At 37.6% G+C, this 25,513-nt stretch carries 16 protein-coding genes; 8 read left to right on the top strand and 8 right to left on the bottom strand.

Going from position 1 to position 25,513, the window contains the following annotated elements; translation table 11 throughout:
* Nucleotides 1-47 precede the first annotated feature (47 nt).
* Entirely contained in the window at nucleotides 48-458 is a 411-nt protein-coding gene (locus tag LVD47_RS16875) for a 6-pyruvoyl trahydropterin synthase family protein (protein ID WP_236979033.1), read from the bottom strand.
* 176 nt (nucleotides 459-634) lie between these two features.
* On the opposite strand from LVD47_RS16875, the gene LVD47_RS16870 reads away from it, so the two are divergent.
* The 4 genes from LVD47_RS16870 (at nucleotide 635) to LVD47_RS16855 (ending at nucleotide 5,353) form a co-directional block, all read left to right on the top strand.
* The gene (locus LVD47_RS16870; protein WP_369427818.1) at nucleotides 635-1,738 is read left to right on the top strand and encodes a DNA polymerase III subunit; all 1,104 of its coding nucleotides are present in this window, start codon (nucleotides 635-637) and stop codon (nucleotides 1,736-1,738) included.
* A 38-nt stretch (nucleotides 1,739-1,776) separates the two neighbouring features.
* Nucleotides 1,777-2,991, top strand: a complete 1,215-nt coding sequence (locus LVD47_RS16865) for a PSP1 domain-containing protein (protein WP_236979031.1) — start codon at nucleotides 1,777-1,779, stop codon at nucleotides 2,989-2,991.
* A 29-nt stretch (nucleotides 2,992-3,020) separates the two neighbouring features.
* The gene (gene lpdA, locus LVD47_RS16860) at nucleotides 3,021-4,424 is read left to right on the top strand and encodes a dihydrolipoyl dehydrogenase (RefSeq protein ID WP_236979029.1); all 1,404 of its coding nucleotides are present in this window, start codon (nucleotides 3,021-3,023) and stop codon (nucleotides 4,422-4,424) included.
* 461 nt (nucleotides 4,425-4,885) lie between these two features.
* Nucleotides 4,886-5,353 carry a DUF4168 domain-containing protein gene (locus LVD47_RS16855; RefSeq protein WP_236979027.1) on the top strand — a complete coding sequence of 156 codons (468 nt, stop codon included), beginning with the start codon at nucleotides 4,886-4,888 and terminating at the stop codon, nucleotides 5,351-5,353.
* A gap of 55 nt (nucleotides 5,354-5,408) precedes the next feature.
* On the opposite strand, the gene LVD47_RS16850 is transcribed toward LVD47_RS16855, so the two are convergent.
* Nucleotides 5,409-6,653, bottom strand: a complete 1,245-nt coding sequence (locus LVD47_RS16850; protein ID WP_236979025.1) for a glycosyltransferase family 2 protein — start codon at nucleotides 6,651-6,653, stop codon at nucleotides 5,409-5,411.
* A gap of 38 nt (nucleotides 6,654-6,691) precedes the next feature.
* On the opposite strand from LVD47_RS16850, the gene LVD47_RS16845 reads away from it, so the two are divergent.
* Nucleotides 6,692-7,279: a MiaE family protein gene (locus tag LVD47_RS16845; RefSeq protein ID WP_236979023.1), complete on the top strand. Its 588-nt coding sequence runs from the start codon at nucleotides 6,692-6,694 to the stop codon at nucleotides 7,277-7,279.
* A gap of 8 nt (nucleotides 7,280-7,287) precedes the next feature.
* Here LVD47_RS16845 and LVD47_RS16840 read toward each other — a convergent pair whose 3' ends face one another.
* Nucleotides 7,288-8,130, bottom strand: a complete 843-nt coding sequence (locus tag LVD47_RS16840) for a glycerophosphodiester phosphodiesterase (protein ID WP_236979021.1) — start codon at nucleotides 8,128-8,130, stop codon at nucleotides 7,288-7,290.
* A gap of 170 nt (nucleotides 8,131-8,300) precedes the next feature.
* Between LVD47_RS16840 and LVD47_RS16835 the strand changes: the two genes are divergently transcribed.
* A complete protein-coding gene (locus LVD47_RS16835; RefSeq protein WP_236979019.1) occupies nucleotides 8,301-9,290 on the top strand; it encodes a phosphotriesterase family protein in 990 nt (329 codons plus the stop codon).
* Nucleotides 9,291-9,808: 518 nt separating this feature from the next.
* On the opposite strand, the gene LVD47_RS16830 is transcribed toward LVD47_RS16835, so the two are convergent.
* The 3 genes from LVD47_RS16830 to LVD47_RS16820 form a co-directional block, all read right to left on the bottom strand.
* Nucleotides 9,809-11,629: a sulfatase-like hydrolase/transferase gene (locus LVD47_RS16830; protein WP_236979017.1), complete on the bottom strand. Its 1,821-nt coding sequence runs from the start codon at nucleotides 11,627-11,629 to the stop codon at nucleotides 9,809-9,811.
* Between the two features lie 101 nt (nucleotides 11,630-11,730).
* Nucleotides 11,731-12,492, bottom strand: a complete 762-nt coding sequence (locus LVD47_RS16825; protein WP_236979015.1) for an HpcH/HpaI aldolase family protein — start codon at nucleotides 12,490-12,492, stop codon at nucleotides 11,731-11,733.
* 210 nt (nucleotides 12,493-12,702) lie between these two features.
* Nucleotides 12,703-15,120: an alpha-glucuronidase family glycosyl hydrolase gene (locus tag LVD47_RS16820; protein ID WP_236979012.1), complete on the bottom strand. Its 2,418-nt coding sequence runs from the start codon at nucleotides 15,118-15,120 to the stop codon at nucleotides 12,703-12,705.
* Nucleotides 15,121-15,358: 238 nt separating this feature from the next.
* On the opposite strand from LVD47_RS16820, the gene LVD47_RS16815 reads away from it, so the two are divergent.
* The gene (locus LVD47_RS16815; RefSeq protein ID WP_236979010.1) at nucleotides 15,359-15,964 is read left to right on the top strand and encodes a hypothetical protein; all 606 of its coding nucleotides are present in this window, start codon (nucleotides 15,359-15,361) and stop codon (nucleotides 15,962-15,964) included.
* Between the two features lie 6 nt (nucleotides 15,965-15,970).
* On the opposite strand, the gene LVD47_RS16810 is transcribed toward LVD47_RS16815, so the two are convergent.
* Complete coding sequence (locus tag LVD47_RS16810) at nucleotides 15,971-19,102, bottom strand: sensor histidine kinase (protein WP_236979008.1); 3,132 nt, start codon at nucleotides 19,100-19,102, stop codon at nucleotides 15,971-15,973.
* Nucleotides 19,103-19,630: 528 nt separating this feature from the next.
* Between LVD47_RS16810 and LVD47_RS16805 the strand changes: the two genes are divergently transcribed.
* On the top strand, nucleotides 19,631-20,302 hold the full coding sequence (locus LVD47_RS16805; protein WP_236979006.1) for a response regulator: 672 nt from the start codon (nucleotides 19,631-19,633) through the stop codon (nucleotides 20,300-20,302).
* A 63-nt stretch (nucleotides 20,303-20,365) separates the two neighbouring features.
* On the opposite strand, the gene LVD47_RS16800 is transcribed toward LVD47_RS16805, so the two are convergent.
* Nucleotides 20,366-25,513: T9SS type A sorting domain-containing protein (locus tag LVD47_RS16800; protein ID WP_236979004.1), on the bottom strand; the 5,148-nt coding region annotated here is incomplete at its 5' end.

The following is a 25,513-nucleotide window of genomic DNA, read 5'->3' as shown; positions in this document are numbered from 1 at the left end:
TAAAAACTTATGAGTTCAGTCTGCTACTCCACGTATGGATGGCAATCTTAATTAACTGGATATTCAGCGAAATTTCTTGGTGTTTCGGATAGTCTGACTTTTACGTCGTATTTTTCATCAAGTACGGTTCTCAGTCGATTGTAAATTACAATACAAAGATTCTCTGTTGTAGGGGGACTATCTTTAAATTCTTCGAATTCCAGATTTAGGTTTTTATGGTCAAAATATTCCTCTATGTGTTCTGTGATAATATCCTTTAAAGTTTTTAAATTGATCAACATTCCCGTCACAGGATCAATTTCCCCAATCACTGTAACTTCCAGTTCATAATTATGACCATGGAAATTAGGATTGGCGCATTTCCCAAATATCCTTTCATTTTTTTCCCGGGTCCAGGAAGGAACGTATAATTGATGAGCCGCATTAAAATGGCCTTTTCTAATCACAGCAATTCTCATATAAAGTCGTTATTTTTGACAAATGTAAAGCTAGATTAAATAAAATATGTGCCTTTCAATAAAACATTTTTCAATTTGTTTGCACAAAATCAATTTCGTTATTTAATCGTTCCTTTTCATGTATAAAACGCAAGCTGTAAAATAGTTTGGATTGTTCATTAAAAAAATAAGTAAAACTGAATATTTTATCTGCCATAGGAACCGATGTTATAAGAAGTCATCTGAATTCGCTTATCGAAAATGACAGAGCACCTCATGCCATATTATTTTCAGGCAAAGAAGGGAGAGGGATTTTTTTAGAGGCCTTTTATTATACTCTACGACTTTTGTGTTCTACACCAGAGAATGGCAGACCTTGTCTAAGATGTAAAAATTGTAAACGGCTTAATCATTGGATATATCCTGACCTTCACCTTACGGTTCCTACTTACGAATCCAACCAAATCACTAAAAACATACTATCGGAATGGCGAATTTTTATAGAAGGAAATGACTACTTCAATATCAATTCCTGGGCCAATCACCTGGGGACTACCAGTAAACCCAACATCACCAAAAAGCAATGTGATGATATTCTTCAAACATATAACCTTAAATCCTATGAAGGGGGAAAAAAAATATTTTTTATTTGGGGTACTGAACTACTTGAAAAAGAAGGTAATCGATTATTAAAGATCATTGAAGAACCAACCGATGATACTTATTTTATATTTATTGCTTACAACAAAAATCAAATTCTTCCAACTATTCTATCAAGACTTCAACAAATAGATATTCCGCCGGCTTCTGACACAGAAATAATGGATTATTGTTCGCAGCGAGAATTGGGCGACAGTAATGAGATAAAAGAGGCGGTAAATCTGGGGGATGGAAGTATATCTGAAGTCATCAATATTCTGACCAGTAAAGAACATCTTTTCTCAGAATATCTTTTGTCGGGATTGAGAACTGCTTATCAGGGCAATGGATTGGAAATGATGAAATGGGTCGAAAACATTCAAAAATTAAATACAGGTCAATTTATACAATTCCTTCAGTACCAACTTCATTTTTTTCGCGAAGCCATAGCGGGACATAACCAACGTAACTATATTAAAAGATTACTTCGATCTGAACAAAAAGCAGCAAATTGGCTTTTTAATAATGTTCGATTTTTAGAAGTATTTAGATTAGTTGAGCAAATTGATCACTATATTGGCTCCATGAATCAAAATGCCAATAAAAAAATATTGGCAACTAATCTTATATTAGATTATAAGAAATTGATTAAAAGAAGTTAGAAAATAATATTAACGCAATATAAATTAGAAATGAAATTATGGGATGTGAATCTTGTGGAAGTGGCGGTGGGAAACCAGCCGGATGTAAAAGTAATGGGAATTGCAGCACTGGAGGATGTAATAAACTTAATACCTTTGATTGGCTGACAACATACGATATTAATGATATAGATGAATTTAATATAGTCGAAGTAAGTTTTAAAAAAGGTACACATAAATATTTTTATAGAAAACCGGAGAGATTGGATGTTTCCACCGGAGATATGGTAACGGTGGATACAGGTAATGGGTTTGATGTCGGACAGATTAGCCTAAGTGGTGAGTTGGTTAAATTACAACTTAAGAAGAAAAATATATCCCTTCAGAATAGTTTTAATCGTATTATACGCACAGCCACTGATAAAGACCTGACAAGTAATGACCGGGCCCGTGAAGTAGAAAAAAGGACACTTGTACGTGCACGTGCCATAGCCAGGTCACTGGATCTGGATATGAAAATTTCAGACATTGAATATCAGGCAGACTTAAAAAAAGCTACTTTTTATTTTATAGCTAATGGTCGGGTCGACTTCCGGGAACTCATTAAACAATATGCGCGGGAGTTCCATATCAAGGTTGAAATGAGACAAATCGGAAGCAGACAAGAATCTGCATTAGTAGGAGGAATAGGTTCCTGTGGAAGAGAGTTATGCTGTTCAACCTGGTTGACAAATTTCTCATCAGTAACTACATCTGCTGCTAGATACCAGAACCTGGCACTCAACCAATCAAAATTAACCGGTCAATGCGGACGGTTAAAATGCTGCTTAAACTATGAACTCGATATGTACATAGAAGCACTAAGAGAATATCCATCGAAAGCAAAATATATAAAGACTAAAATAGGTTCAGCAGAACTTGTCAAAACTGATATATTTAAAAGGACAATGTATTACAGTTTTACAGATAAAATGGGAAAGACGACTATATTGGCGCTTGACCCACAAACCGTAAAGAAAATACTACAAGCCAACCGCAACAATGAATTGCCTGATCAATTTGAAGAAAAACAATTTGTTGATTTTTCAGAACAAAATATTGAAGTAGGATTTGAGGAAAATCTTACCGGTATTATAGAACTCCCTGAAGAAAAAAAGCAAAAGAAAAAAAGACGCGGTAACAGATCAAATAAAAGAAACAAAGGTCCGCGAAAAAATCAAAGGAATAAAAATAACAGATCCAATAATGGTAAGGGCAAGCAATCAAAAAAATAATTTTACTAAACTAACAAAATACACTGAAAATGACATATGATGTCACCGTTATCGGTTCCGGTCCCGGAGGATATGTAGCGGCCATACGAGCCGCTCAATTAGGATTCAATACTTTGATTATAGAAAAATATGCAACCCTGGGAGGTACGTGTTTAAATGTAGGATGTATTCCCTCCAAGGCTTTACTTGATTCATCAGAACATTTTTATGCGGCCAAACACAAGTTTGAGGATTTTGGAATATCTACCGGAAATTTAGAACTTGATATGGCCAGGATGATTGATCGAAAGGACGAAGTTGTAAAACAAACTTGCGATGGGATCGACTTCCTTATGAATAAAAATAAAATAACCGTCAAACATGGTCATGGAACCATCGAAGGGAAAAACAAGGTAAAAATTTCTTATCATGATGGTAAAGAAGAAACGATAGAAACAAAATATATAATTATTGCAACCGGTTCAAAACCAACTACTCCTGCAATGTTCAATTACGACAAAAAAAGAGTTATTACTTCCACAGAAGCACTTAATATCAAGGAAGTCCCTAAATCTATGTTAATTGTAGGTGGTGGTGTTATCGGCCTTGAATTAGGTTCAGTATTTTCCAGAATAGGAACAGAGGTAAAAGTCGTTGAGTTTCAGGATAGAATAATTCCGACTATGGACAAAGACTGTAGCAAAGAATTGATGAGGGCGCTTAAAAAACAGGGGATAAGCTTTTACCTAAAACATAAAGTGACCGATGTACAACCCAATAAGAAAAGTGCGACCGTTACATTTGAACCTGTAAAAGGTGGAGAACCTATAAAAGACAGATATGATTATTGTTTAGTAGCTATTGGAAGAAGACCATATACGGACAATCTCGGGCTGGAAAACGTAGGAATTGAAGTGGATAATAATGGTTTTATACCGGTAAATGAAGGGCTGCAAACAAAATTAGACAATATTTACGCTATAGGAGATGTTATAGGCGGGGCCATGCTAGCACATAAAGCCGAAGAAGAGGGAATTCTTGTAACAGAAAAACTGGCTGGCCAAAAACCCCACATCAACTACAATTTAATACCAGGTGTAGTATATACCTGGCCTGAAGTAGCTGCGGTAGGCTATACCGAAGAACAATTAAAAGAAAAAGGAATAGAATATAAATCCGGAAAATTCCCATTTAAAGCCCTCGGAAGAAGCCGGGCAAGTGGTGACACAGAAGGTATGATAAAAGTGCTTGCAGAAAAAACTACGGATGAAGTCCTGGGTATACATATGGTCGGACCCCGAACAGCAGATATCATTGCCGAAGCAGTAACAGCTATGGAATTTAGAGCTTCTGCTGAAGATATTTCCAGGATGTCACATGCACATCCTACTTATACGGAAGCCGTCAAAGAAGCTGCGCTGGCCGCTACTGATAATAGACCATTGCATATTTAGCATTTTACAAACTCGGTCATAAAAATATAAGCCGTATTAATATTGATTAAGTTTTATTAATACGGCTTATTCTAAATTACCCTATAAGATTGTATTTTACATGACAGGCTTGTTTTCTGCAAATACTTGGTAAAAAAATATTCTTCGTAACTAGGGATTTACCCGCCACAAAGTGGTCCCTTCGGGACTTTTTTTGCCTCATGCTCACAGCAAAACCAATGCAAGTTTAGGCTGTAGGCTAAAATCAACCTGGTTTTATTATAATTAAAATGTTAAATTAATACTAAAATAATCTAAATAGTAATTTAAAAATACCCTAAATTTATTCCTCTTTCTCCATTCCTATTGAATTCATTTACCTTCCCAATTTGATCAAAATTCGTATTGATCCGATATGAGTGAAATTTAATTTACCGTCATATTGAAAATCAATAATTTACATCATTGAAAAATATTATTAAATGAATTATTTAGGAAAAGTTTTCACAATTTTATTTTTGGCTGTAGCAACCATTACCGCGCACGGACAACAGCTACCCCAACAACAACCAGTCACAGAAGTAACTGACCAGGATATTGATAAATTTGTGAATGCTATGAAAACCGTTGAAAAAGTAAATCAGGAAGCACAACCTAAAATGGTTAAAGCTATTGAAGGAGCCGGTATGGATCCGCAAAGTTTCATGCAAATTTCTCAAACTCAACAACAAGGGAAAAAACCAGATTTGGGAGAAGAAGAAATGAAAAAATTTAAAGAAGCTCAACAAGAGGTTCAAAAAGTGCAATTAGAAGCCAATAAAAAAATCGAAGCAGAAATAGCTGAACACGACCTTAGTGTCCAGAGATTTAATGAAATTTATCTGGCCTTGCAGCAAGATCCGGAACTACAAAAGAAAGTCCAACAAAAAATGGGCGGACAAAATAACTGATTTTATCTTATCCCTCTTTCATCTTGAAAGGGGGATTTTATTTAGGTTCATCCACTTACCTCTTATCTAATTCCCTATACGTATCAAGACATAATTCCAGACCAATCCCATCCTCTATTGGTAGATCTATTTGTTTTGCCAACTCTTCAGCTGCTTCCACGACATCCATTTCTCCATGCACACTATCTCGCAGATAATTCAGAAACTTCATTACCAAAAAACCATCGAACCAATGATAAAAGTTCTTTATAAAGCTGCCAGGATTATTGCTTCCAGACTGAATTTGATGGATTCTTTCCACAAAATTTATCTCTTGAAAAAAAGATAGCACATATTCAGGTACATTTTGAAGTTCATATTGTTGATTCAATGTATCAATTCCCATAAATACCAATTTCAAATCCCTCCAACAATCAAAATGATATGTATTTTTATACCGCTTGTTTTTCATCCATTCCTCCTGAGCCCTTCCCGTACCAAAAGGGACACGGTCCGAAACCCGGGCAGATGGATACACAGTAGCTCCAGACATCTCAATGACACCCCCATAAGCAAAGCATTTATTTAAAAAATAAAAATCCTCACCAGCCCGTCTTCGATTCATACCACCTAACTTTCCATACACAGAAGCTCTGACTCCCATGCTACTCCCTACAGTATGATATGCATAGGGAAAACCCGTCCATTTTAATGCATTTTTGTAATACCTGAGATGCAGCTCATAGGCTAGGATTCCTTCACGTAAAAGGAGATCTAAATTATTTGTCGGGTGTTCAAAAGGAACTACAAGTGTATTACATTTATGGTCTGCAAAATAGGCTGTACAAGTACGTAAGTAATCTTGCGATACGGTGCAATCGCCATCCAGACACATAATTATACCGTCGGACCCGGAATCTGCAAATATTTTCAATGCCTGATCCATTCCGATTTTCCGTGCTGCTCCTACACCAGTCCTTTTCTCCGGCAAATCAAAAGCCTGAATAACCTGTAGTTCAAAACTTTTATAAAATTTTTTACTTTTGTTTAGTATTTCATATTGAACATGATGAAATTCCGCCCATTTTTCACCCAATTTCACCGGGTAATTAAGGACCACTAACACTATTACCTTTTTATTACCGATTTTATTCTGATCCAGGGATTCAAGAGTAGTCAACAACTGATCCTCATGATACGCCGGGATAACAACAATGGTCTCGGGGCCTTCTGTGGAATAAGAAATTTCATATTCGGGCCAGTAAAGAAACCGTTCTTTGTAATTCTTAAAAACATCTGAAATATTTTGCGTTTTGCTCAAAAGTAACTTTTTTGTGTAAACGTAAAAATCAGAGTAAAATGCCGGATTTTCAAATAAAAGAATTAGAACCATCCAATCCAGAATGGGTCAAAGCTGTTTTGGCAGATTTTGATGAATTTTTAAAAGACCACGCAGACTGTGAAAGGAAAGCCAGTGGAATGGCTATGAGCCTGGTGGCAAAATACCCGGATCGGGATGAAATTCTGGATGAATTAATTCATACGGGAATCGAAGAACTCGATCATTTCAGAAAGGTCTTTTGGATCATGCGTGAACGCGGAGTCCCCCTGAACCGAAAAATGAATAAAGATGCCTATGTAGATCAGTTACTAAAAAATATTCGCGGAGGAAGAGATCAGGGATTATTGGACCGCTTGATAATAGCAGCTTTGGTAGAAAATCGGGGGTTTGAAAGGTTTAAACTTATAGCAGAAAACTGTAAAGACCCTGAACTGGTAAAATTTTATGACCTTATTTACAAATCCGAAGCCCGACATGGTGAAATGTTCTTGCGATTGGCGCTAAATTATTTCGATCAGAATACTGTTGAACAGAGATACAATGAGATGGTTGATATTGAAGGTAAAATTCTCGCCTCACTACCTATTGGCCCTGTTCTCCATTAACAAAAAATCTATTCATTAAAAAATTCCGGGATATTTCTTACAACTCCTAACTTTTCAGCAATTTGAATAGACTGAGAATAGTCATTTACCAGGGGAAACTGCACACCGTATCCAAATAATTGATTTAATTCTGTTTCATCATCCGTTCCAAAATAATTTATTTGCACTCCGGACTCAAGTAACTTCTCCACCATACTTTTATACACCGGAGAGATATCTCCTTTCAATTGTATAAAGTCACTGTTCCTGGCAATAGTTTGATTGACATAATCCCAATTAGAGTCTTGCCGATCCATATTACAGATCTTAATCTCTTCACTAATTTTTTTGGCTTCTAGTGCAACATCCTTACTACAAGCCAAAAAAGATTGGTGAAGTCTATTTTGCTTCATGACATCTTGCGCCACCAATTTACCGATTAATGGGTCACCTTTGATATGAATATTCAACCAAACATTAACAGGCATTCTCTCTAATACTTCCTGAAATGTAGGAACACGTAAACTCCTGAATTCATCAGACATCCATCCCCCGGCATCCAATTTCCGTATTTCATCAAATTGCATTTCTGAAACCATTCCCGATCCATTCGTCGTACGATCCACTGTCGCGTCGTGCATAATTACCAATTTTTTATCTGCGGTAAGTCGCACATCAAATTCTATCATATGAGCCCCGCTTTCAGCAGCTGACACCAATGCAAGTAATGTATTCTCAGGATATTTAGTCATATCACCCCTATGAGCACATAAACCTTTTTCAGGCATTGTAGTGGTGACTCCATTATTCTGTGCATTTGAAGTAATAACCAGCGATAACAGTAATATAAAGATATTTAGGCTTGTATTCATTCTGCAATATAATTAGAACCAATGACAAGTTAAATTAAGAAATAATTATTTCACGAATCCATAGGTTTTAATTCCTCGGTTTTTTCCCGTGAAAACTCTTGCAACCGATTTTCTTCCGGATTACAAAATTAGTTGTAGATTAAGAAATGTAAAAAAATTAAGTAATCTTCATGAATGGTATAGATAGAATAATATTACTTGTATTGATCATCAGTTATTCCTGTAAATCACCCTACACCTATTATACTGTTGAGGGAAAAATAAATAAGTACCCTACAGAGGGGGAAATTTGGTTATCCCATGAACATATTCTAGTAGATTTTATAGGGGCAATGAAAATTAATAAAGACGACTATTCACAATCGGAAGTGATAAATACCATCCTACCAAAACTAAAGGAATTGCATAAATGGGGGGTTAAATATTTTGTCGATGCTACTCCTAATTTCCTGGGACGAGATCCCAATTTACTAAAAGAATTATCGAGACTTTCCGGGATACAAATACTAACTAACACTGGATTTTATGGAGCTGTAAATAATAAATACATCCCGAAAATTGCATTTGATCTTTCAGCAGAAGAAATAGCCGATATATGGATTGATGAATTCGAAAATGGGATTGGGGATTCAGGTATAAAACCAGGTTTTATCAAGATAGGCGTAGATGCTAAAGATCCTCTGCATCCAATGCATCAGAAATTGGTGAAAGCCGCTGCTTTAACCCACCTGCAAACCGGTTTAACCATTGCCTCTCATACAGGAAAAGCAAAGGGTCTCTGGCCGCAATTAGAAATACTGAAAAAAACAGGAGTTTCCCCCTCAGCATTTATATGGGTCCATGCACAAAATGAAACCAATCCAAAAGAGTATAAAAAGGCAGCTGAAGAAGGCTGCTGGATTAGCCTTGATGGAATGGGCTGGAATACAAATTCATATAATACCAAACTCCAGTGGGCCAAAGAAAACGATATTCTTGATAAAATATTAATTTCCCATGATGCCGGATGGTTTGATCCTCAAAAGTCAAAGCAAGAAATCACTCCGTACACCAATATTTTTGAGAAAATCATACCCCAACTGAAAGCATCGGGTTTTACTGATTTTGACTTTAATTGCTTACTTAAAGAAAACCCGGCTAAAGCTTTTAATATACATTGAACTGTAGATAGGAATTGATTAGACTATTATCATCAAATTAAATGATACTAAAATTATTTATTGACCACCATAGTTAATTATCCAATGAGCACCGGTTTAGGGGCTTCTCTATATTCAATTTTGTACTCTTATATCCCTCTTCCTATAGTAAGAAGAAACGTGAAGATATACTACTGAATCCCACAACATTAACATCAGGATTATCGATGAACTCATAAATTGAATGCATTATACTAATGATAATTTTAGAAATTGTTTTTTCTTCATAGTTAAAAGACATCAAAATCCTTGTGCTTATTTCCTCAAAATTCAATTTCATCTTTGCATACAATCCAAATTTTTCCCTCACAGTAATAAAACCTGTACTGTAATGTTTCATACCCCAGTATGACAAAATCTTCTGATATTAACTTGTTCCCGGCATAGCCCTGATAATTGTCTCTTTACAGATATTAAAGGGTGAAACCCCCTTAAAGATGTTCGGAATTAAGAAAAGTAATTATATTAAGCCCCCTGGCCTACTGAAGCTTGTCAACTAAACGTCTTGCCGCACGGACATCGTAATCCCTGTTTTCATCATCCTCAGGAATAATCTCCTGAACAGCAGGAACAGCAGGCCTCGCTTCTTCCCCCATGGTTTCCAAGACATTTATAGCTTGTACCCTGGCCATTAAATTGTCCTCCTCCATGCTTTCCGCTAAAACAGTTACTGCACTTCCGGATTCTCCTAAATGAAATAAAGCCTCAGCTGCTGCAATTCTTACCGCAGGATATTCATCATTCATCAAGCCTCTTACTTTCTCAGCAGAAATATCTACTTTATCAATATACATAGTAACACCTGTGGCAGCCCAATATCTCAAGACCGGGTTTTCTGAAGTAAGATTTTTTTCAATGGTCTTTTTATCTCCCCGGGTTATTTTTCCAACTATTTTATTGACGTTGGCAATTGGATAATCCCCACTTCTACTGTAGTCATATAGCGGAACCTGGGAAGCCAGATCAGACAGCATAGCTTCAGGTATAAACCCTACATCACGGATGCGTTTCATCCATTTTTCATTGGCTTTTCGCATTCTATTCAATGTTGATTTATAGGCAGGATCCTTAGCAAGGTTATTTACGTTATGAGGATCTGCCTCTATATCAAACAATTCTTCCACCGGTTTTGGATTCCAGAACTGTGATTGTATTTCATCCAGATTACCAGCCTGATATTCTCTCTCCCATGAACGCATGGAAGGTGCCCGCCATAAATACCCCAAATACTGACCATAAATTTTGTGGGGAAGGTAATTACGAATATACCTGTATTTTTTATCCCTCACTGTACGACTCATATCAATCCTTTCATCCATTCGACCGCGAAAACTATAGGCATATTCCCGCGGTTTCTCTTCCTGGCTTCCGAGAAAGGCTTTACCCTGCATATATTGGGGAATAGGAACTCCTGCCAAACTCAAAACCGTAGGTGCAAAATCAACAAAAGATACTAATCTATCCGTTCGGGTCCCCGGTCCACCCGGAGCAATCTCTCTATATTTTTCTGGGAATCGAATAACCAAAGGCACATGCAGACCAGAATCAAACATAAACCTTTTACTTCTCCCAAGAATTCCTCCATGATCACTGTAATAAAAAACGATCGTATTATCCGCATATCCCGATTCCTCTAATTCACGAAGGATCTCTCCCACACGAGCATCCATAGCTTGTACCTTATCGTAATACTGGGCCCAATCGTGTTTCATTTCAGGAGTTTCTGGATGATACGGGGGAATCGGGACCTCATCCGGATCGTGATTCAATTCATCCATTGATTTATGAATAGAGCTTTCGTGAGAAATCCCGATATTAAATACAGCGAAAAAAGGTTGTCCTTTATTTTTATTTTCATAGGTGGCTTTTCCACTGGATTCATCCCAGGCAAACGGAATTCGATCTTCCGCATCAGAAGTATTGTAATCCGTCTTGGAATTATTCGTTGTATAATATCCTGCCTTTTTCAAAAACTCAGGGAAAAAACGAATCATATCAGGAATTGGATACCTGCTACGCATGTGTTGAGTACCCATAGAAGGAGGATAAACACCAGTAATTAAAGTTGATCGGGCCGGAGCACAGACGGGTGCACTTGCAAAGGCGTTTTCATATAAAATACCTTCTCGTGCCATTTGATCGATATTGGGAGTCGTGGCAAATTCATCCCCATAAGCTCCGATAAAAGGACTATTATCCTCGCTTACTATCCAAAGAATATTTGGCTGTTCCATTTGTCCATACATCAGGAATGGAAAAAAAAGCAAGGCTACTATTTGTAGTAATTTTGTAGGTGTCATATTTAGAAATAGTTGATTTGGTATACTCTAAGTTCAACAATTATTTCCAAACCATAAAATTCACCTCCCTATTATATTAACTAATTATATCTATATCTTTTTCAATTAGTAAATCCTCGTAATTTCGAGATAGCATTATTGAATCCGTCTTTTATGAATTTACTGTCATAACTGTATGTAATAAAACGCATTCCCTTTTTCACCCATTTTTGTACGAGGTCCATATCTGCAAAATGGATTCCCGGAGCCACACCATATTCATTGCAAGCTTCTATTATCTCCATATAAGCTTCTTCAGCTTTTGCATGCGTTATTTCACCAGAAATACCCATATCCTGGGAGAGATCAGCAGGTCCTATCATCACGGCATCTACCCCTTTTATAGAAACTAACTCTCGTATATTATTTACTCCTTCCTCACTTTCAATTTGTATGATATTTAGCAATTCATCATTTGCCCATTTCGTGTATTCTTTTTGTTCAAAGTCTCTAAAACGGGTTACTGTATTTGAAATACTTACACCGCGTTTCCCCCACGGAGCATATTTTGTAGATTGTATAATTTGGCGAACTTCTCCAGATGTATTGACTCTTGGTAATACTATTCCTTCAGCTCCTATATCAAGAATTTGCGCAAGCTGATGGTATAATTTATCAGGCACACGTACGAACATTGAAAGATCTTCATATTTAGCCAAAACCGAGAAGGTGCCCAGTGATTCCAAATCAAAATCATTGTGTTCAGTATCCAGAATGACAAAGTCCCACTCTACCGATGCACATAAAGCAAAGCTTTGAGGTGATTTTAAGACCCGCAACATAGTTCCAAAACAAGTCCCGCCTTTACGTAACTTATTTTTCACTTTACTCGATTTTAAAAATTGCCTGTTCATACGCTTAATTATTTAATTGTTTGCAATTCCATTGAGAATATTATTTCATAGAGATTTTCATACATATACCCACCTGTCCATACTTCCGAACATATCTTTCAGTACAATCAGAAGGCTTTCGGCTTCACCTCTTAAACAAAACCAAGTTTCCGGTTGGAAGCTAACGGGTTCATCTCGCTCCTATTTCCTAACCAGCCACACTTCTGCGACCGAACACCCCCTTCCCGGACCCATTCCTCCGGGATGAATATTCCATTCTAATTCAAGTGTGCCATCTTTTGTCGCCTCCACAGGCACATCAAAAATTACTGGTTTGGGGTCGTAATCCGGTAACAAATAGTCGTGAACCATATACTTGCCATCAGCTTTCAAACGAATTTCCTGGTCTTCTACATACACAACTTTCACCTGATAATTGGCATGAGGATCTAGTCCTGTGTATCTCATTTGTAATGGTTGTTCAAATATTGTCTGCATGTATGTCTTCCATGAAACCCTCCAATCTTTAATCCTGTCAAACTCCAGGCTATATCCTCCCGGTAACCCGGCAAATGCGGATTTAAAAGAATTTGGATCTTTTTCATAATCAAGATTGGCTATCATATGTGGTTGATTTTCTGGGTCACCCAAATCGTCATAGAAACCTCCAGGGCCAGGATTCGTCCAATTAAGAATTTCATGGATTCCGGCCAACCTCTCCTCTTCAGAATCTATATTTTCAATTCGGTCAAATTGTTTTTCCAACCAATACCGGTTATTTAACGGGTAGTCAACTAAGTCTAGGTTAGCCCCTCTTACAACATCGATTGCATGATACTTCTCCACGCTTAATTGCATACGAATACTCTGGAACAAGGCCTCTGCTAATTCAAATAACCGGCTTTTCAAATCCTCAGAGACACCATATAAAACTGCCTTTTCAAGAATTCTTCGGCTCTTTTGAATGGACAGTTCCGACCCAATTTCCCCAGCTCTCCTAAGAACATCCATGACACGTCCTTCCAAATGGTTCTCATAGAGTAACCGGTTCCTTGTATAAATATCATAATACGACCTGTATAAAGCCAATTGAAACCTCCAATTCAATAAGGTTGAAGGATTTGCCTTTTTCTCCATTTCATGAAAAATAGCGTGGTGCACATTCACCAAATCATTACTTGATAAATCACCCTGCCAATTCTTTTCCAGATTCAATATACTCTGAGGGAACACATCAGCATAGTGGGGGCCAATAAAATACCGACTGTAATCCCTTAATATTTCTAATACATCTGCTTCGGGATTCCACCCCAATCCACTCCAAATAATTTTGTTAACATCATCATTTACTCCTTCTGAGTAAGAAATAAAACCTTTGTAATTTTCAACCGGTACCGAATTAAAGATCGTTTTGTGGTCTTCCGGACGGGGATTTATAGTTTCTCTGTTCTCAGTAACCGTATACGCATAATCCCAGTCGGGAACAAAATACTGCGCATCAATACTATGAGTAATATCAGGGTATCGACGAATAGGATACTTTTCGGGTACCACCTCTCTAAGATCGTTGACATCCATCCGAACCCAGGGACCATGAACGATCCCCGTTAACCATTCAGGATTCCCTTTGAGAATTTTAATAAATTCATCCATCCATTCTGCACTATAGCCCTGCGGAGAAACCCATATTTCTGCATCAGGGTGGTATTTATGCAACACCTTGGCTTTCCTTTCCAAATGTTCAAATAATACTGATGGCTCTTGCCTTCCAGGATCTCCACCAGGAATAAAAACTGCATCGAGTTTTGGCATACTACTGAAAATGCTGTCATTTTCCCGCAGGGACCTGTCTACTACAGATGTTTTCTTATAGTCCCCATGCATTAAAGGGTACCACATCCAAACATCAAGTCCATACTTTTTCAATAATGAAGACATTTTTACAAGCATCTCATCTTGCGGTAGGGTAAACATAGGACTATTGGAAGCATCATCTGTATTTGGAGGCATTAATTCAACTGCATTGGTCCCAAAAACAACCAGATCCTTTATGTATTGCTCCCACATATCAACTGTAAATCCATCGTATGAATTAACCTTCGGTCTGTATCCCAATTGATGTCCTCTTAAAGGTACAACCGGATTAGTAGAAATCACTATATTTTCAGGTATATCAATAAGCCCCTCCGAAAGGTTCGATTTTCTCAGCAAATATCCACATCCAAACAACACTCCCCTATTGTCATTTCCGGCAATTACAAGAATGGGGTGAGAGTCACCTTGAATAACGCCAATAGAAAAACCATCCGCTACCGTATTATCCATTCCCGGAATACTCTTCATATCAAGCTCCTTAACTGAAGCCAAAACCTCCTTCTTTCCCACAACAATTAGTGGTTTTTCAATAGTCGAGAAATTATTATCAACCGAAAACTCTATTTTACTTCGCCTACTAACTTCATCAATTAGCATCTCAACGGCCACATTTTCAGTACCGTTATCTTCCGCCAAAAGAATTATGGAAGCATTGGAAAAATTCATCATTGATTGGGCCCCAATATTTAATGGGATCCCAAAAATCAACAACATAAAACACTTCAATATTTTGTTTCGTCCCATATTTTACTATATTTTATACGATATTAATAAAATACATTTTCAACGTAAAACCAGACTATTAAAAAAGACAATATTCTATCACGATTAGAATAATTAGTATAAAGTTTCAAATTAAATTCATCAAATACATAATGATATTGCCTTTCACCTCTTATCCTTGACTTATTGATGTATCATTTTGGGAACCTAATATTCATTAATATCGTTAAACATTGGATGATTAATCAAATAAATTAAAATGACCTATTTAATTACTGCTATAATTCCATTTTTAGTATGCGCTTCTTTTAATGGCCTATACTCACAAAATATAGCACCTGACTTCCCTAATCCTAAAATCCAAATCACAACCGCCCTGCATGCCGCTCCTGCGGAGAAAAAGGATGGTGCCAAAGTATATGGGTATGCAGCTAATGGAGAAATGATTCTTCTACGAAAAGGCAATAACGATTTTGTCTGTGTAGCAGATGATCCCCAAAAAGAGAATATACATTCGGCCTGTTATGTTGACAAACTCGAACCATTTATGACCAGGGGAAGGGAACTTGCAAAAGCAGGAAAATCCCCCAAAGAAAGATTCGAGATACGTGAGGAAGAAGTCAAGTCAGGTGAACTTATGATGCCTACAGCCCCTTCTCCCTTATTCGTTTTTGATGCAGAGCAAGATCAGTATGACCCAACAACCGGAAATGTAAAAGAAGGGAGATTGCGGTATGTTATTTATATATCTTTTGCTACCGCTGAATCCACAGGTCTTCCTACTAGCCCATCTGTACCCGGCATGCCCTGGATTATGGACCCGGGCACCCACAGGGCACATATCATGATTACACCACCCAAATGATATTACTTAATCTGACTTATGTATTCTAAACACGGAATTGGGTTTTTCTTCTCCCAGAAATAGTATTGATATCCGGTTTCCTTTTTTAGTTTTAGTAACTTCTATTTTCGAATTAATTATTTCAAGTAACTCTTTGACAATAAAAAGCCCCAACCCTTTGTATTGACGCAAATAAGTATCATTTTCCTGAAAACCTGTTTCCAACCAATTAATAATTTCTTGCGGAATTCCCCCACCTTCATCTTCTATACTCAATGTAAAAACGTCACTCTTAAAACTATTTCGAATTCTGATAGTGCTACCTGATAAAGTATTTTTCACACTATTATCTACTAAATTAGAAATAACAATTTGTAGCAATGCCTCATTGGATTCTACTTCAACATCATCGTCAATATGGCTAATAATTTGAACATCCCTTCCCTTTGCAGAAAGATCGAACATTCTTATTGTCCTATGAATCAGATCCGATAAATTAAAAGTGGTGATATCTATTTTATCTTTTTTAATCTGAATTTTTGAGAATTCTAATAACTCACTCATCAATTCGTAAACTTCCTTAATGGAAATATGAATTCCTTCCGCTACTTCAGATACTATCTCTGGTGAAAATGAATGCCCATTTTTACTAATTTTTCCCGTATTTAAAAGAACATATTTCAATGGTGTCACTACATCATGATTCATTGCTCCCAATAAATATTCCTGGGTTTGCAATTGTCTTTTCAAGCTATTCTTGGACTTCTTGAGACTGTCTAAGGCAGCTTTTAAAGTTATCGTTCTTTCATTTACTTTTATTTCCAAAAGACGATTTCGTACCCTAACCCTATGCAGCGAGACCCGGATATATAGATACACTATAACTATTACCATGCAGATTATAAGCAAATAAAACGTCCAGGTTTGATAAAAGTACGGAGGTTTTATCAATAGTATACTTCTCTCCGAAAAATTGTCCTTGCCAAAGCCATTTAACTTTCTAAATCGGAATTGATATTCTCCATGATCAAGCCTCGAAAAGCGTATTTCCGTATTATACAATCGCCATTTTGGAGCTTCAGACTTTGGTTGTAAAGAATAATAAATGTATAAATCTTCCTCATTCCCTAAGTAAGGAGTACTTAATTCAATTGCAAATTCCTCAAAATCCCTGGGGAAAACTATGGTATCTGAAATTACTTGAGCAACATTATCTACCGTAAATTCATCAATTTTTAATATTCCTGATGGTGTAATTTCTTTTATTTCCAATGGGTCAAAGACTACAAGCCCTGAAAGGGAAGGAAGTGACACCAGGCCGTTATCCAATTCCAACGCACAAGGTTGACATCCCCCATTGAATTCATTCGTGCCAAAACCAAAACTACGGTCATAATATTGATAATAGATGTGTTCCTGTTCCTCTTTTGCATAATTTAGAAGGTCTTGTTTTAGAATTCGGAATAAGCCTTTGTTCGTTGTCATCCAAAAGTAACCTGCACTATCTTCATATATGCAATGAGTAGATCTCAAATATTCGTCCCTATCCATGGGAAATCCGTAAAGTGAATCATTCTCATTAAGAAAAAAGCCTTTTTCATAAGTGGAAATCCAAATTTGTCCTGAATCTGAATAATGAAGGCTTCTGCAATAAACACCATTTAATTCGGGAATTGAATCAATAATATTACCTTTTAAATCCACCTTATATGTACCATTACTACTCCCCAACCACATAATAGAATCGGAAGTCTTCAAAAAGCAGGAAATCCCTTTCAATGAATTTATTTTTTGAGGTTGTGTATTTGGTTTGTATAAATGAATCGAATACAATCCTTTGGTCCTACAACTAAACCACAATTCATCATCAAAGGAAAAAAAATTGACAATTTCATTCCCTAAATCCCAGGATTCTACTCTATTGAAATTAGAATCCAGTTTCAGAAGTTCTGTATTATTAGAAACCCAAATAAAGTTATTACTATCACAAAAAATGCCATAATCGTTATTATCTATTTCCTGTACTTGGGTATAATCCCAATTCCCACTTGAATTATTAGTAAATTTATATCCATCAGGCGTCAATATAGAATTGGTATTGAATTGAGTTTGTGCGTAAAAAACATTGGACTTATAACTTATTGCAGGAACATTAATAGTGTTAAATTGAAAGCTACTTAATAGTAAGAGCCCATTTGTTAAGCTTCCGAGTAAAATATAATCTCCTTCCTCTGAGAAATAATAACTTTCAATGATTGAAAAATTATATGTATCCAGATTTACAATGTACTTAGTGGTTAAATCCCCATTTTCATCGTAAAAAAAAGAATATAATTTTCCTTTGCAGACTATAAGATTTTTATGACTGTTTATATTCCATACAATTTGAATGTCAGGACCTTCCATGTCATTTAAAGTTACATCTCCTTTTAGTATTACAGGTTTTATCGCTCCAGCCTCAATTTTCCAAAACTGTTTACCTGCTTTGTAATACAATTTATCCTGCAACAAAAATAACCCTGCGAAATCCAGTTCGTCCATCGGTAACGTAAAAGACAATTCTCCATCCTTATAATACTTGATCTTGTCATGAAAACATAAATAAAAAGTATTTAAATAATTAGTTTGTATGACATATACAGACTTACTTGAATGGGCTTTGATAATTCTCGGTAAGCCTTTAGCATAAAAAAAATTATTATATTTGGATGAGTCAACAAAAGTTGAATAGTATTTATCAAATCCCTTTTTGGATATTTTTTTATCTACTCTTACATCATCTAATAAATTTACATATTGATAGTCTTCCGTAATAGCATAATGAGCAGTCAAATGGTTCATCTTTTTTTGAAAACCGAAATAACGATCCGAACCAGTTCCTGTACGTCCGGAACCGAACTTGATAAAATTCTGACCATCAAATCGAACAATTCCGTTTTCTGTAACCATCCAATAATAATCCAGGGAATCTTTAACTATATCCTTTATACTATTTTGGGGGAGTCCCGATTCATCTGTAAAATGTCGAACTGAATAACTATCATTCTGAGCTATAAGGCCAGTTAACACAAAACCAATCAAATACAGGCAAACCACTACCCTTACAAAAGGAAATAATCTTTTTTGCCTTATCAACTTTTTATCATACACTTTACCCATAAAACAACTCTTACGAAATAAGTTAAGTCACTAAAAGCACCTCAAAAGTTCACCAACAAATAAGAAGAATTTTTAAAAATACAATTGTGGCATTATCTATTCTTTGGGTAAATAGAATAATTTACTTAAAATCAAATGTAATTCTAAAAATAAAAAGAGCGAAACCAATCTCAAAATTTCACTCCTTATTCTCAATTTTATTTTTTTTGCTATCCGACTGCTTTCATCTCTTACATCCGCCTATATTATATTCTATGATAATCTGTAAACGTTCTCTATCTATCTTAGAATTCAAGACTAATTCCGTAAATATTACCCTTCAACAATAAAAAAAGACTAGCCAAATGAGTTTTTTATTTTTCCATTAAAATACTATATTTGATAAATACTGGAGAGGCAAATAAAGTTTCACCATTTGAGTCACAGTTAAACTTAGGAGTATTTTAAAGTTTTATTACAGAACTATTTCCATTTTACGGCAAAACCATTTCCACACAAGAATAATTTCTTATCAATAATATTATTGGCTTGAGTAATCAATTTAAATTCACAGCATTTACATTAACCAATATCCTGGTTGTAGAAGACCATAGAGTAGTGCAAGTGGGAATTAGAATGCTATTGGAAGATTCTGGTATAAAATATACAATTAAGTATGCTTCTAATTTTCCTAAAGCTATTGAAATATTATCAAATCACACAATAGATCTGGTCATTTTAGACCTCAATGTACCCGGAGGAAACAATACAAAAATGATTGAATTATTAAAAATTAAAAATCCTTCAATCAAAGTTTTAGTGTTTTCTAGCTTCGATGAAAAAATCTATGCACGTCAATGCCTTAGGAGTGGCGCAGAAGGATTTATTTCCAAAACTGCCCCGGATCATGAATTCAAAAAAGCACTTTATACGGTATTAAGTAACCAAATTTATGCAAGTGAACATATCCAACAAGAGTTACTGACCCAATTTAATGATAGTAATAACAATTCAAGATTAAATCCTCTTAAGACCCTATCTACTCGCGAAACAGATGTCATGAAACTTTTGGTCAAGGGGTTTTCAACTAATGAAATCTCAAATCAATTAAATCTTCAACCTTCAACCATTAGTACTTACAAAAACAGGATATTTAAAAAAATGACTGTTAATAATGTAGTTGAACTTATAGAGCAAATTAAATTCCTGGAAGGGAAATAAAAAGCCCCCTCCAATAAATTGAAGAGGACTTACCCTAAAAAGAAAATATTAAGACACCCAGCCTTATTTAGCTATTATCAATTTATGACTGTTAATAGTTGAATCATCAATTAATTTGATAAAATATGACCCAGAAGGCCAGTTTGAGGAATTAATCCTCACTGTTCTTTCACCATTTAGCATCTCCTGTTTGTATATCTGATTTCCTACCATGTCATATACCTGAATTAGCAATGTAGACCTTCCATTTCCCGGTTCTAATTCTATTTCCACAAAGTTGTCAGCAGGATTAGGATAGACCCGATAGTTAAACTTCCGGGTTCTGACTTCATTCAGGTTAATGGAAGCTGCAGATGAATTACCCAGGTTATCTGTTAGCCTCAATCGAACCTTTTCGAGGGGTCCCATTCCACGCGTTTCAAAATATTCTAACGCCTGTTCAGACTGCTCCCAATCCGATTGTCCTGATAATATATATTCCCAATGAAAAGTAAACGGCCTCACTCCTCCCTTGATCCCGGGATATACCCGTGTTCCACTTCGACTCAAAGTAGTCTTAAGAGAAATGCCATCCAAAACAATATAAAACGTGTCCTTTGTAGTATTACCACAGTAATCAGTTACACTATAGGTATAAAAATATACATCTTCCCCGTCCGATCCTTGTTGTCCAAATTCCCAGTAAGATGTATCAATTCCACAATTGTCATATACATCCACATTCGAATCAGCATCATTCCATGCTTCATACTCCTCTACAGACAATTCAATGGTATCCATAACCACTGAAATCACAGGTGCTTCTGTATCCGGTCGAATTTGAATAGTTTGACTTGTACTTGCCACCTGACCACAAGTATCGGTAGCAATCCATGTTCTCAACAGTCTATAATTATTACTACATTTCATCCCCACTGTGTCTTCATAGAAAAATACATCAATGGAGTCACACGTAGATTTCACCAGTGGTTCTTCATATGGAATTTCTCCCAAACAATTGGCTACCATAGCAATAGGTCTATCAAGAAAAGCAATTAAGTTTTCCTGCCCCGGAGCCAACACAGCAATATGTTGGCGGGTTGTATCAGTGAAACCACATGAATTCGTAACCGTCCAGGTCTTTATAATAAAATAACCCAACCCCTGGCCACAATTATTGGTATCCACAATACTATATGATATAGATTCGTCTATATTCAAATCATGGCAATAAGTACTTTCCCAAAGAGGAATTCCAGAAGGAATTGAATCTCCACAACGTATAGATGTATCTGCAGGACTGAATACAAGTTTTAAATCCGAAGAATCCGGACGTACCCTAATCTCCTGTAAAAAATGGCTGGAATTACCACATCTGTCAACAGCCGTCCATTTTCGTAATATATTTCCGGCACAACTATCTGCCGTATATTCATCCTCATACATCAAGGAATCCAGGCCAACATTATCTGAAACGACGGGCATTGATATACTATCTAACTCACCGCAATTAATCTCCAATCTAGTTAATGTATCTTCAAAAACAGGTGCTTCAGAATCTTCAAACGTGATTTCCTGGTAAGCTGTATCCCTGTCGCCACAAGCATCTGTAGCTATCCATATTTTTTGCAGGATTGTTTGACACGCCGTAGTAGCCAATGTGTCTATAAAAGAACTTACATCCAAATTTCCTTCCTCGCATGAGGTCTCAGCCTGAGCATTCTCTTGAGGTAAAGAATTTCCTATGGCTATGGTTGTGTCTTTCGGCACACTGGTAAAAGAAACCGTTTCCTCCATATTGAAATAAATCATTTGACTAAATACCGTCAAATTACCACACGCATCTGTTACTGTCCAATTGCGAATCCCCATACGATCTTCGCAATTACCTTTTGAAATGGTTGTTTCAACTGAAATATCCACCGGACCTCCCGAATTATCGGTCACTTCAAGTTCGTACTCAGGAATGTCTGAATTACATGGCAGCACCAAATCATTCGACGGAGGGTTTAGAATAACCGGTTTTTCATCATCTCCTTCTATCTCAACCTTTTGAGAAGTTGTAGCAGATACTCCCTGACCATTTGATGCCCTCCATGTACGCTTATAAATAATTCCCGCACAGGTATCTCCTTCTATCAAATCCTCACCAACAATTTGAAGGGTAAATCCACTATTCTCCGGATTAATTTCCGGTTCATCAAACGAAGGTTCAGATCCAAAGGGAAGGACTTTATCCTGAGGAATTCCGGTAAACACAAGTTCAGAACCTTCTATCACTATGGACTGTGAAGCCTGGCTAAAGTTTCCACAATTATCAGTAGCCGTCCAGGTACGCTTGATTTCCGTTCCCCCATGGACTTGAAAAGTAGAATCAACATATGTAATGTTTACCTGGTCACTACAGGCATCTTCTACTCTAGGTTGCCCAAATACAACAGGGTCCCCTTCACCAATGGTTTTATCACCTGGTACATACACAAATTCCGGTGGCATACGGTCCATAGCAAACATATAAATAGTATACGATGATTCGTTTCCGAATTCGTCAGTTGCTGTCCACCAACAGACTACTTCTCTTACAGCATTGGTTCCATTTTCGCAATTATGGTTTTTCGCGTAATCATGAATTTTAATGTCATAATCTTGCGGACAATTCTTACATTCATTGGCTACTTTGAAATCATCTTCACTAAAGTAAACCGGCTTACTACATTCAAAAAACAATGTATCTCCATCTTCCAAACCTGTCAATAAAGGATGTACGGGTTCTAATACGGGAGGGGTGTTGTCATCTATGATTATAATTTGAGAAGCGACTGATACATTTCCACAATGATCCGTAACCGTCCAGGTCCTCCTGTGTCTGCACCCCTCTCCCGGTATAAAATATTCTGTTTTTACGTCGACATCCGGGCTATTGTCACAATTATCCCGGATATCGGGCCTATCAAAAATAGCTCCATCATCACAGTTAATAATCTTCTTCGCATCTATTACTATTTGAGGAGCTTCCTCATCTTCAATCCAGGTATAGATTACTTCACACGTACCTACATTCCCACATGCATCTTCTATACTTACCGTCCAGGTTTGCAAATAACCACAAGGGCCTCCTGTAATTACACCTCCTTGCGCGGATAAGGTAGATTCTACCACTCCGCAATTGTCTGATGGTGCTCCTACATCTTCAATAGCTCGTTCAGCATCCGGACGCTCAGGATTACATCCCAAATCAATCGGGCTTTCATCCTGACTACCTTCCGTGCAATTGGCGAAAACAGGATTTTCTTCGTCTTCTACCCACACGTACGTCACTTCACAGGTACCTACATTCTCGCATTCATCTTCTATACTCACCGTCCACACCTGGGTATAGCCACACGCGTCTCCCGTAATCGTACCGCCCTGTGCTGATAACGTAGATGCTACCACTCCGCAATTGTCTGATGGCGCTCCTACATCCGCAATAGCACGCGCAGCATCCGGACGCTCAGGATTACATCCCAAATCAATTGGCTCTTCAATCGGACAATTGGCGAAAACAGGGTTTTCCTCATCCTCTACCCATACGTACGCAACTTCACAGGTGCCCACATTGCCACACGCATCTTCTATACTCACCGTCCACACCTGGGTATAGCCGCATGCATCACCCGTAATCACTCCTCCTTCCGCTGATAACGTTGATGCTACCACTCCGCAATTATCCGATGGCGCTCCTACATCCGCAATAGCACGTTCTGCATCCGGACGCTCAGGATTACATCCCAAATCAATCGGGCTTTCATCCTGACTACCTTCCGTGCAATTAGTGAAAACAGGATTTTCTTCGTCTTCTACCCACACGTACGTCACTTCACAGGTACCTATATTCCCACACGCATCTTCTATACTCACCGTCCACACCTGGGTGTATCCACATGCATCGCCCGTAATCGCTCCTCCTTCCGCTGATAACGTAGATGCTACCACTCCGCAATTATCCGATGGCACTCCTACATCCGCAATAGCACGCTCTGCATCCGGACGACCAGGATTACATCCCAAATCAATCGGGCTTTCATCCTGACTACCTTCCATACAATTGGCAAAAACAGGATCTTCTTCATCCTCTACCCACACGTACGTCACTTCACAGGTACCTATATTCCCACATGCATCTTCTATACTCACCGTCCACACCTGGGTATATCCACACGCGTCTCCCGTAATCGTACCGCCCTGTGCTGTTAACGTAGATGCTACCACTCCGCAATTGTCTGATGGCACTCCTACATCCGCAATTGCACGCTCTTCACCCGGACGCTCAGGATTACAGCCCAAATCAATCGGGCTTTCATCCTGACTACCTTCCGTACAATTGGCGAAAACAGGATTTTCTTCATCTTCTACCCACACGTACGTCACTTCACAGGTACCTATATTCCCACATGCATCTTCTATACTCACCGTCCATATTTGCATTCTTTCACAACCGTTCTCTATGATCTCTCCTCCTGAAGCGGAAGGATTATTATTTCCAAGGTCGTGATCATCCGAAGGTTCTCCCACATCGTTGATAGCCATGTCTTCATCTGGCAAATCTTCCGGATTACATCCAAGGTCTATAGGGCTATCATTTTGACTATTTTCATTACAATTGGCAAATACAGGGTCTTCCGTATCTTCAGTAACATCTACTGAACACTCAGAATAACAGCCTGTTTCAGTTACCGTCACCCTTAAGGTATAAGTTCCTGGCTGGCTTACCGTAGGAGTTGCAGTGTTTGCCCCGCTTTCAATCATTCCATCATTTGTACTCCATGAGAATGAAACCCCTTGTGTCTGTGAAGCCCCCTCCAGGATTACAGTTGTCGATCCCTCCTGGCATGAAAGAACTTTAGCATCTCCTGCATCGCAAGTAGGGGTGACAGTTTCTTCAAACACTTCCACTTCACATTCCGAGATACATCCCGTCACCGGGTGGGTAACGGTTAATTCATAGGTGCCGGCAACCGATACCTCAGGGCTTTGTTCATCGCTGGTAAATCCGCCGGGACCCGTCCAGGAATATGTCGCTCCCTCTACATCCGATGATCCATCCAGGGTCACCTCAGTCACCGCACAGGTCAAGGTCTTGTCCAAACCCGCATCACATTCTGGTTCTGTCAAATCTTCAAACACTTCCACTTCACATTCCGAGATACATCCCGTCACCGGGTGGGTAACGGTTAATTCATAGGTGCCGGC

This window comes from Membranihabitans maritimus (assembly GCF_021729145.1).
GTDB lineage: Bacteria > Bacteroidota > Bacteroidia > Chitinophagales > Saprospiraceae > Membranihabitans > Membranihabitans maritimus.
Note: the sequence above shows the minus strand (reverse complement) of the source record. Positions and strands in the feature narration are given on the sequence as shown.